At 37.7% G+C, this 10,778-nt stretch carries 10 protein-coding genes; 1 reads left to right on the top strand and 9 read right to left on the bottom strand.

Features of this window, described 5'->3' with window-relative positions; translation table 11 throughout:
- From rpmI to ACOVQ4_RS04715, 9 genes are all read right to left on the bottom strand, one after another.
- Window positions 1-106: 50S ribosomal protein L35 (gene rpmI / locus ACOVQ4_RS04755; protein WP_421819508.1), on the bottom strand; the 106-nt coding region annotated here is incomplete at its 3' end.
- Window positions 107-361: 255 nt separating this feature from the next.
- Window positions 362-922 (bottom strand): translation initiation factor IF-3, encoded by a 561-nt coding sequence (gene infC, locus ACOVQ4_RS04750; protein WP_421819507.1) that lies wholly within the window; start codon window positions 920-922, stop codon window positions 362-364.
- A gap of 297 nt (window positions 923-1,219) precedes the next feature.
- Window positions 1,220-3,163, bottom strand: coding sequence for a threonine--tRNA ligase (thrS, locus tag ACOVQ4_RS04745; protein ID WP_421819506.1), 1,944 nt, complete (start codon window positions 3,161-3,163; stop codon window positions 1,220-1,222).
- A 139-nt stretch (window positions 3,164-3,302) separates the two neighbouring features.
- Window positions 3,303-4,499 carry a tetratricopeptide repeat protein gene (locus ACOVQ4_RS04740; protein ID WP_421819505.1) on the bottom strand — a complete coding sequence of 399 codons (1,197 nt, stop codon included), beginning with the start codon at window positions 4,497-4,499 and terminating at the stop codon, window positions 3,303-3,305.
- 301 nt (window positions 4,500-4,800) lie between these two features.
- Entirely contained in the window at window positions 4,801-5,697 is an 897-nt protein-coding gene (locus tag ACOVQ4_RS04735; protein ID WP_421819504.1) for a class I SAM-dependent methyltransferase, read from the bottom strand.
- 217 nt (window positions 5,698-5,914) lie between these two features.
- On the bottom strand, window positions 5,915-7,519 hold the full coding sequence (locus ACOVQ4_RS04730) for a hypothetical protein (protein ID WP_421819503.1): 1,605 nt from the start codon (window positions 7,517-7,519) through the stop codon (window positions 5,915-5,917).
- Window positions 7,520-7,565: 46 nt separating this feature from the next.
- Window positions 7,566-7,973 carry an EVE domain-containing protein gene (locus ACOVQ4_RS04725; protein WP_421819502.1) on the bottom strand — a complete coding sequence of 136 codons (408 nt, stop codon included), beginning with the start codon at window positions 7,971-7,973 and terminating at the stop codon, window positions 7,566-7,568.
- Window positions 7,974-8,313: 340 nt separating this feature from the next.
- Entirely contained in the window at window positions 8,314-9,132 is an 819-nt protein-coding gene (gene menB / locus ACOVQ4_RS04720) for a 1,4-dihydroxy-2-naphthoyl-CoA synthase (protein ID WP_421819501.1), read from the bottom strand.
- Window positions 9,133-9,168: 36 nt separating this feature from the next.
- Window positions 9,169-9,627, bottom strand: coding sequence for a DUF2452 domain-containing protein (locus ACOVQ4_RS04715; RefSeq protein ID WP_421819500.1), 459 nt, complete (start codon window positions 9,625-9,627; stop codon window positions 9,169-9,171).
- 636 nt (window positions 9,628-10,263) lie between these two features.
- On the opposite strand from ACOVQ4_RS04715, the gene ACOVQ4_RS04710 reads away from it, so the two are divergent.
- The gene (locus tag ACOVQ4_RS04710) at window positions 10,264-10,752 is read left to right on the top strand and encodes a ubiquinol-cytochrome c reductase iron-sulfur subunit (protein WP_421819499.1); all 489 of its coding nucleotides are present in this window, start codon (window positions 10,264-10,266) and stop codon (window positions 10,750-10,752) included.
- Window positions 10,753-10,778 lie beyond the last annotated feature (26 nt).

Genomic DNA, 10,778 nt, shown 5'->3' with positions numbered 1-10,778 from the left:
TTTTTGTTAAAATGTGGCTATGGAAAGCGTGCTTACGCTTAATTTTGCCTGATCCAGTCACTTTGAAGCGTTTTTTCGCTCCTGACTTAGTTTTAATTTTTGGCATTTCTTTTAAACGTTTAAATTGTGAAAAGTATTTGCCGCAACATTTCTGTATTGGCTTGGTAAAATAGTCCGCAAAGATACAAAAAAGTTTGTTAATAAATGCTATTTGATTCAGTTTTTTCTGAAATAAAAAATGCCATTAATAATCGCTAAGATTAATAATGGCATTTGATTATCAGACTATTACTCTAGCTGAGCATTTGCGTACTTAGGTACGAATGCTATCTGAATTCAAACAATAGCTGAGCGCCTTAGATTATTTTTTTATCGTTTTTGGCGAGAAAATAATCGACATTCTTTTACCTTCTAATTTTGGCATTTCGTCTGGCTTTCCTACTTCTTCTAAACCTTTGGCAAAGTTGAGTAAAAGCATTTCTCCTCTCTCTTTAAAAACAATCGCACGACCAACGAAGTGAACATAGGCCTTCACTTTTGCACCTTCTTTCAGGAAGTTAATGGCATGTTTCAATTTGAAATTAAAGTCATGATCGTCGGTGTTAGGACCAAAACGAATTTCTTTTACCACCGTTTTTGCAGCGTTTGCTTTAATCTCTTTTTGCTTTTTCTTTTGTTCGTACTTAAACTTAGCATAATCGATAACGCGACATACTGGTGGCACTGCCTTTGGTGATATTTCAACTAGATCTAAACCTTGCTGAGTAGCAATCTCAAGGGCTTGTTTGAACTCAACAATTCCTTGTTCTACGTTTTCACCTACAAGACGAACCTGCTGAACTCCGCGGATAGCGTTATTGATTCTGTAAGGTTCCTCTTCTCTTTTTGTCCCTTTGTAATTATTATTCGGGCGTAACGCCATATTGTAAAATTTATTAGTTATAAATTATGTAAAATCAGATTGAGCTTAGAAGTTCAAAAACTGTTTAAATGAATAACTCTATTTATCAGGAAAATGTTCCGGTGAAGGATGTAATTTGGACTTTCGTGATTATTAGATAGTTATCTATTTATGTTTCCGAAATCTAAATCAAAAAAAAATGAAATGCAAATTTCAGTGTTGGTGAAACTACAATTTTATTTTTTGTAAGATGTTTATCCTTCTTTAAAGCAATCTTTTAGGGAAGTTTCCCCTAGAAGATTGCTTCAAAAATTTGGACTAGCCTATGCGTGCGATGTTTTTATTGATTTCTTCCTGTGCTAGTTGAATGAATTCCTCAATAGGCATCATACCCAAATCGCCTTCTCCCTTTTTACGGACAGATACTTTACCTTCGGCTGATTCTTTTTCACCTACAATCAACATAAATGGAATTTTTGAAACTTCGGCATCACGGATTTTTCTGCCAATTTTTTCATCTCTATGGTCGATATATCCACGTAAATCTTGTTCTTGTAGTCTCAAGAAAAGTTCATTGGCATAATCTTCATATTTCTCCGAAATTGGTAAAACTGCTAACTGATCTGGAGACAACCACAATGGGAAATTACCAGCGGTATTTTCAATCAAAATCGCCACAAATCGCTCTAAAGAGCCAAATGGTGCACGGTGAATCATCACAGGGCGGTGTTTTTGATTGTCAGAGCCAGTATACTCTAGCTCAAAACGCTGTGGCAACTGGTAATCTACCTGAATGGTACCTAACTGCCATTTACGTCCAAGTGCATCTTTTACCATAAAGTCGAGCTTAGGCCCATAGAATGCTGCTTCACCAAGTTCTACGACGGTTGGTAGTCCTTTGATTTCTGCCGAACGAATAATGGCGGCTTCAGCTCTTTCCCAATCTTCGTCTCTACCAATATATTTTTCTTTATTTTCTGGGTCACGAAGTGATACTTGCGCCGAGTAGTTTTCGAAACCTAAAGCTTTGAAAACATAGAGTACTAGGTCAATTACCTTCATGAATTCCTCTTCTACTTGATCAGGACGACAGAAGATGTGCGCATCGTCTTGAGTAAATCCTCGAACACGTGTCAATCCATGTAACTCTCCAGATTGTTCATAGCGGTAAACTGTACCAAATTCGGCCAAGCGCAATGGCAAATCACGATAACTGCGAGGCTTAACTTTGTAAATCTCACAGTGGTGAGGGCAGTTCATAGGTTTCAAGAAAAACTCCTCATCTTCATCTGGTGTACGGATAGGCTGGAAAGAATCTTGACCATATTTGGCATAGTGACCAGAGGTTACATAAAGTTCTTTTGAGGCGATGTGTGGAGTCACGACTGGAGAATATCCCGCTCGTACTTGAGCTTTTCGGAGAAAACCCTCCAAGCGCTCGCGCAACATCGTACCTTTGGGCAACCACAACGGCAAACCCATTCCTACTTTTTCGGAGAAAGCAAAAAGCTCTAATTCTTTTCCTAACTTACGGTGGTCACGACGTTTGGCTTCTTCTAATAAATGAAGGTATTCGTCTAGTTCTTTTTGCTTAGGGAACGTAACGGCATACACTCGTGTCATTTGCTTGCGCGAAACATCTCCACGCCAGTAAGCCCCCGCAACATTCATTAGCTTCACAGCTTTGATGAACCCAGTATTTGGAATATGAGGGCCACGGCACAAGTCAGTAAAATTACCCTGAGAATAGAAGGTAATAGAACCATCTTCAAGCCCATCTATCAATTCCAATTTATATTCGTCGCCTTTTTCAGTAAAATATTCAATCGCTTCGGCCTTCGAAATAGGCGTGCGCTGATATTCATTCTTTTGGCGAGCCAATTCTACCATTTTATCTTCAATTTTCTTGAAGTCTTCCGAGCTTAAGGTTTTATCACCCATATCTATATCGTAATAAAAGCCAGTTTCGATAGCTGGCCCAATCCCGAATTTGGTTCCTGGGTATAATGCCTCAATAGCCTCGGCCATCAAGTGCGCTGAAGAGTGCCAGAAGGTTTGTTTTCCATCGGTGTCATTCCAAGTAAGAAGTTGGAAATCAGAATCTTCATTGATTGGCAATGATGCATCAACAACTTTTCCATTTACCTTGGCTGCCAATACATTTCTGGCAAGACCTTCTGAAATACTGAGGGCAATGTCCATCCCAGTGACTCCCTGGGCATACTCTCTAACACTACCATCGGGTAAAGTGATTTTAATCATTTGATTGTTTTAGTTTCGGCTCGTATTCTATCTGTCCAATTCGGGAAATTATACAAACAATATCCTTCGTCGGGATAGCCATTACGGGCGTTGTTTTATTATGTTTATGATTTAAAATATGAATATTATTCAAAGATAACTAATTCTTTCGAGAAGAATCAGGTTTTAAATTTAATCTTGATTTTGGTTGTAGTGGTCTGAAAGTAGTATCGATATTTCTTCTCGGAATATCGTATTTGCTAAGGCCACTAGTATCTGTGCTTGCGCTATAGTTGTCGGGTATAAACGACCCATAATCTCTTTTTTTCTGAGTACGATACAATCCACCAGAGGCACGATATTCTGTTGGATTTTCGGCAATAATCTGCTCGTAAGTAGCAATAGCCGCGTCGTATGCGCCCGTAAATTCTTGACATATAGCCAAGTATAGTTTTGCATCAGGGTATTTTGGATTTATTTTTACGGTGTGGGCAAACTGCGGTAATGCCATACGATAGTTCCTGATTTTGAAGTAGAGCATTCCTGCACTAAAACTTGCCTGAGTAAGGCTAGAGTCTAGCTTAATGGCTTTGGTATAGCTTGCCAAGGCGCTATCTGTTTGATAGGCGCGCTGATATGTTACTCCTTTTTTGAAATAAAGTTCGGCATTTTTGGGATGTTGTTTTATTCCTTCATCGCTATAAAACAAGGCTAAGTCGTATTGACGCAGTGCTGTATAAACTTCCGAAAACTTTAAATAAAGTGGTAAAAATGTTGGTTTTAAATTCAGCGTTTGATGGAAATATTGCAATGCTGTTGTGGTATCTCCTTGTTTTGCTGCAATTTCACCTTTGAAGAAATAGGTTTCACCATGATTTGGCGAAACTTGTAACGACTTGTTTAGGTAAAGTTTAGCCTTGGCAAATTGTCCAATTTGTTGATACAAATCACCAAGCAACGTAAATAACTCAGGTGACTCGACATTAAGAACCTCGGCCTTTGAGGCCGCCTCCAAAGCCTGTTGAGGCTCTTTCAATTCTCTTAATATAAGGGCTTTGGCTTGGTAATAACTCCCATTATTTGCTTTTATATTAATGGCGTCGTTGATATCTTCGAGTGCTTCTTTGGGTCTTTCGTCTTCAAGGTAAAGTTTGGCTCTTTTATAGTATATCTCAGAAGAACTTGAGGAAGAGTTGATTAGGTCGGTCAAAAATTCAATTGCGGCTGCACGACGAGCTTTTTCGGTAACTTCAGGAACGGCAGGAATGGATAGACCTTTTTTGGATTCGCTCCTACAGCTAGCCAATAATAATCCAAATCCACATAAGAATATATAACAGAAAAATAGTCTTTTCATTATTCTCAAAATTACGGCAAAAACAATGCGAATTGTTGCTGTATTAAAAAATATTTAAAAGTTCCAAAAACGAAGAAAAATTATTGCTAAGAATTTGAATAAACAATATATTTGCCCCCGAAAATACCTTAACTAATCACAAAATTGTTGTTATGAAAAAAGTTTACCTTTTAGCACTTTTCTTGTTGCTACTCAAAGCATTAGAGGTTTTTATTTAATCGTTTTACTAAAAAAAGAGCATTTGTCTTAAAAATTGAGCGCCATACTATTTTGTGAGATTTTACTCCAAATATTTCAATTTTTAAACACTCGATAAACGATAATAAACTCCCAATGGAAGTTTCTTCTGGAAAGTATCTTCCAAATAAAGTTCCCCGAATTCATGATTTTTGGAATGCTCGAAGCTACACTTAACTAGATTTTCGACAATAAGAGAAGAAAAACCCATTGAATACATATTCAAAATGAGGAAATAATTTTCTTTATCCAAAATCTGAGCTACAGTTTTGAGCATTTCATTAATCTGTTCTTCTAAAACCCATTTTTCGCCATCAGGGCCACGGCCGTATGCAGGAGGGTCCAGAATGATTCCCTGATAAACATTGCCTCTCTTGGCTTCCCGTTTTACAAATTTCATGGCATCCTCGACTACCCAACGGATATTTTCTAACTGACTAGCTTCCATATTCTCACGTGACCAGCTAATAACCTGCTTAATTGAATCTACGTGCGTAACATCTGCCCCTGCTTGTTTGGCGGCAATTGAGGCGCCTCCCGTATAGGCAAATAAGTTCAGTACTTTGGGGTTTTTGACAGGCATCTTTTTTACTTTCTCAACAATAAAATCCCAATTCATGGCTTGTTCAGGAAAGATACCTACATGTTTGAATGAAGAAAGCGCAAGTTTGAAGTTAAGTTTGAGTTCATTAGTTTGATAGGGCATATACCAACGCTCAACCATCCCTTTTTTCAAAATCCATTCTCCTTTTTCTTGAGAACCTTTATCCTTTTTGAAATAGGCATGTGCCTTACTTTGCCACTCTAGCTCCGAAAGAGATTTATCCCAAGCCGCTTGCGGTTCGGGACGACGTAAAATATAGTCTCCAAATTTCTCTAACTTCTCAAAACCTCCCGAATCCAGCAGCTGGTAGGCTTTCCAGTTTTTCGGCGTTGCAGTTTGTATTATTGTTGTGCTCAATTCTTATATTGATTAAACTTCCTAAAATAAAAAGCGGTATCCTTTTAGAATACCGCCACAAATTTACAAAAAAGACTTGTTAGAATTAGTGCAAATTGAACTATAAGCTCGATACTGTTTTAGATTATTTTTAAAATTTTTACTAATGTATTGATAAACAGGTTTTTAAAACCTGTTGGGCTTGCTAGTCAATTCACAGTGCAATAAGATTTTGTTGTTAGAACGAGACCTTATTCAAATAAAACACATTACGTCTAAGGTTTTCAGTTTCATTATTAATTCGTTGAATACCAGATGCCAAAAAATAATTATCAAACCAATAGTCGATATGGTCAGAAGTTGTTCTTTTTACGACGTCACCTTCCACTTGTGTATCTACTGGCTTTGGTGTAAGTTCATCGAGGGTCAAATCTTTTACGATAGTTTTTGTAAAAATTTGCCCTTTGCTACTGTACGTAAGCGTTATTTGGTCGCCTTTGATAGAAGCTTGAACCTTCTCAACTAGTTTGGGCTCTTTAACATCTTTCAAAGGAATACTGTTATCCCAAAGCAAATTTCCCTTTTCATCAAAGGCTGCTACAATGGCATGGGTGTATATCCATCCATCAAAGCTTTGCGAATTGCTGTAAAATCTATTGCCATATCCCCACGGACTGTAATAGCTACTAAAAGGAGAATACAAACCGTAGTAACCATAACCCCAGCGGTAGGGATTGTAAAAGGAGTTCCACGGACTACCATAGAGGCCCGAACCCCAAGAATTGAACGGACTATAAGGATTATTAAAATTGTTATAACGGTAATCTGCATAAAAGGCTTCGGCCACAAGGATATATTTGTCGCCTTGCTTTACAATATCATGCACCAAGAAACGGTAATCTAATCTTAAATCTTCACCTTTATCCTTTTTGTCCTGTATTTTCCTTTCTTGTCTGAGCCGTTGCTTTTCACTCAAATAGTTGAAGAAGTTTTTAAAGTCTGTGAAACTATAAAACTTTAAATCCGTCATTTCGTTGTCGAGCAGTTTGCTAAAGTAAATTCCTTGCGAAGTAGGCCCCCGTTGCGTGCCAATTGAGTTTTTGTGACCATAAGTGCCAAACATAATTTGAGTACTATCCGAAATCATGTTGAGGCGCCCGTTCATCATAGCAAAATCTTCTTGGGTATCTAATACAATCTGATTGATGGACGTACCTTCTTCGTCAAAAGATTTTACTACTAATTGATAGTTTTTACCTTTGTTACCAACGGCGTAGGTTACATTCACAAAATGGTTGGTTGTATCTAGCTCCATTGACTGTAACTCTGCTTGATTTTTGAGTGCCGAAGGCAACACCTTAGTTTTTCGAGCAGCCAAGTCAGTGTATAAAATAATGGGTTGGTTATTTACAATTCCTCCAATAAAAACTGCCGAATTGAGGGCTTGAAAATCAGAAACTTCCAGCCTATCGACCGACATAATTTGGAATTTTTCGATAAAACCAGGGCCAAGATTTACTTTAATTACTTCAAAAACATTACTTCTATAACGGCTAAATAGTAGATAAACATTTTTGCCATCATAAGAGTGCTTTACATAGTCCAAATTACCATCAATCGTACCATTGATATTCCAAACAGTTTCGAGATTAGTATCAAGTTTAATGAGGTTAAACTGATTTTTGTTGATTTGTGACAAAAGAAGCACTCCTTGTTTTTGCAGAGGGATTGTGAAATATTCCGAAGAAGCAGATGGTAGAGGAATTTCCACGCGCTTTACGCTTTGGGCATACATTGTAATGGTACAAAGTAGCCAACTTAAAATCAACAATATCTTTTTCATATATGTTGTAACGGGTTTTAATTGACAAAAGCTTAAAGATTTGCTTTTATTCATGTGCTAGTCCTACGATGATATCGAACTCCTCGGGTTTTACAGGAGTAACAGATAAGCGAGATTGTTTGATTAAAGCCAAATCTTGTAGTCGTTCGTCATTTTTCATTTGTTTAAGTGTGACGGTTTTAGGTAATTTTTCAACAGGGGATAAATCAACAACCACCCAGCGATTGTCATCGGTTGTAGGGTCGGGATAATGTTCTTTAACCACCTTGGCAATCCCAACTACCTCGAGTCCTTCGTTTGAGTGATAAAAGAGAACCAAATCGCCGAGTTGCATACTTTTCAAATTGTTACGCGCTTGGTAATTTCGAACACCGTCCCACATTCCTACTCCCTGCGCAACAAAATCGTCCCAAGAATATTTGAAAGGCTCAGATTTTACTAACCAATAGTTCATTTGTATTAAGATTTAGTATTTCAACAATGTTACATAATTGAATCGAAAAGGATTCATTTTGATTGATTATTTTCCAAAACTAAGAGAAATCTTGAAATACTTAACGCTTTCTACTTGAATCTTGTTATCAAAATTTGGAAGTATTTGCTATGCTTATAGACACAATTTGTATAGGAAAGGTTGATTTGTGAGGATAAGTTTTTTTTGATTAAACGCTAATTAATTGGATATGAGTAAAAAACAAGGCTCAATCATCCCCGATGATTGAGCCTTGGTACACTAGGCGAGTCAGATAAAAGATATCTTTACTCGTAAAACCTAAAAAATCATAAGTTAAGTTTTATGGGAATTTAGGGTATTTGCTAAAGTCTGGTTTTCTTTTTTCCAAGAAAGCATTTTTACCTTCTTTGGCTTCGTCAGAAAGATAATATAATAAGGTAGCATTTCCTGCCAACTCCTGAATACCAGCTTGTCCGTCCAATTCTGCATTGAATGCAGACTTCAACATTCGTAGTGCCAAAGGACTTTTTTCTAGCATTTTCAAGCACCACTCCACTGTAGTTTCCTCAAGTTTTTCGAGAGGAACTACCTTATTAACAAGACCCATATCTAGTGCTTCTTGTGCGTCGTACTGATCACACAAGAACCAAATTTCTCTAGCTTTTTTCTGACCTACAACTCTAGCCAAATAAGAGGCACCAAAACCACCGTCAAATGAACCAACTTTTGGACCAGTTTGTCCGAAGCGTGCATTTTCAGCCGCAATCGTCAAATCACACACCACATGAAGCACATGACCACCACCAATAGCCCATCCTGCAACCATAGCAACTACTGGCTTAGGGATTGAACGAATTTGCTTTTGCAAATCCAATACATTCAAACGAGGAACTGCATCCGCACCGATGTAACCTCCATGTCCACGAACCGATTGGTCGCCACCGCTACAGAAAGCGCGACCGCCTTCACCCGTCAAAATAACAACACCGATACGCTCATCATCGCGGCAGATGTTCATGGCATCAATCATTTCTTTTACGGTCAATGGCGTAAAGGCATTGTGCACATGAGGGCGATTGATTGAGATTTTAGCGATTCCAGCTTCATGAAATTGAAACAGGATTTCTTGATATTCCTTGATGGTTTCCCACTGAATCATAATTGTATAATTAAATAATGAATTGGCAATGATGCCTTATTGTTCTTTGTCTAATTCTTCGTTGTAAGTAACATCCCAAGTGTGATCTGCCAAAAGTAATACTTTTGCCACATATCTTACATACTTGAATGAGCGTCCCCATTCATGCGGTGCCACAAGCGATAGTAAATCCGTACCATCCTCTTTTTCGTACATGTAGTAGGTTTCGTTGATGATTGGTTCAAAACCCACCGTAGCTGTATAGATTCGTTCAGAAATCTCGCGTCGCTGAGCCAGAGCTTTAGCTTGGCGTGCAAGTGTTTCCATTTGTTCATACAACTGGTTCATCTGTCGGTCGGTTTGTTGGCGCATCGCTGTTACAGAACGACCTTTGGTTTTACCCATATCTTCAGGACGAATCACTGCACTTCCTGCGGTGTGGGCATAGGGTAATAAGCCAGGATTTTCGGCTACTTTATCTTTATTGATGGGATTGATGAATTTATCGTCGGACATAATCTGGATGAAATTGAAACAACTAACTATTATCGCAAATTTACTAAAACAAGAATTTTTATTTACTATGTCTTGAAATTTTAGATAAGTTATCTCTAAAAGATTAATTTGATAGATAATACTTTTTTCTCCCTTTCGTTTATTTTACAAAAATAGGGATATTATCTATTGAGAAGACCAAAACTGATAGATTTTCGAAGAATTCTCTAAAGAATCTAACCATATTGAAGAACAAATTGTTTTTAGATATAAGATTCGTGTAGCACAAAATTATTTGGATTTCGGCTTTCATTTTTGGGTGTTTAGCAAAAAGGAAGACTATGCTGACCAACAAAAATGTTAAGGCTACTGGCTAGTTGCCAAAACCAAAAGCTTAAAGCAGGATGTCTCAAAACATAATAAATAATTTATGAAGCTTACTTTGCTTTTATCTGTAAATACATTTAATTTACATACATGTATAGTCCTTAAATTACAATTATATTATCGTAGATTCTTCCACGTTGCGAGCAATAATTTCTTCAATTTAATCTTATAGAAAGCTCTTTTCTGTCATAAGAGCAATTACCAATGGTGTAAGAGATATTTCTCTTATCTCTCAAATTATTGTCATATTTAAAACTTCTTTAATCTACCATGGAACGTAAAGAATTCATGTCTCTTGTAGGCATCAGTATTGGTGCTGTAATTTTACAAAACTGTTTATCGGGTTGCAGCAGCAAATCCGACCCGAGTCCTTCGGGAGGTACTACAGGTGGAACCACCACCAATCCAACAAGTGCAGGATTTACTGGAAATGCCTCTAGCTCCAAAGGAACTATCGATTTTACGATTGATATTTCTAGTACAGACTATTCCACACTGAAGTCTAACGGTACGGCTGTGGTAGTGGGCGACGTAATTGTGGCAAGAACAAAAGCTGGAAATTTTATTGCTCTTGCTAAAGCTTGTACGCATGAGGGAACAACTATCAATTTTTTGGCAGACCAAGACCGTTTCAAATGCCCAAGTCACGGTTCTGAGTTTTCTACCTCTGGTGCTGTGTTGTCGGCTCCTGCAAGTAGTCCACTAAAGCAATACACAGCAACCTTTGACTCGGCTACTAGTAAAGTTTCAGTGAAGTAAGTAGGAATACGGAATTAGATTTTTTT

The organism is Flectobacillus sp. (genome assembly GCF_049240685.1).
Classification (GTDB): domain Bacteria; phylum Bacteroidota; class Bacteroidia; order Cytophagales; family Spirosomataceae; genus Flectobacillus.
Note: the sequence above shows the minus strand (reverse complement) of the source record. Positions and strands in the feature narration are given on the sequence as shown.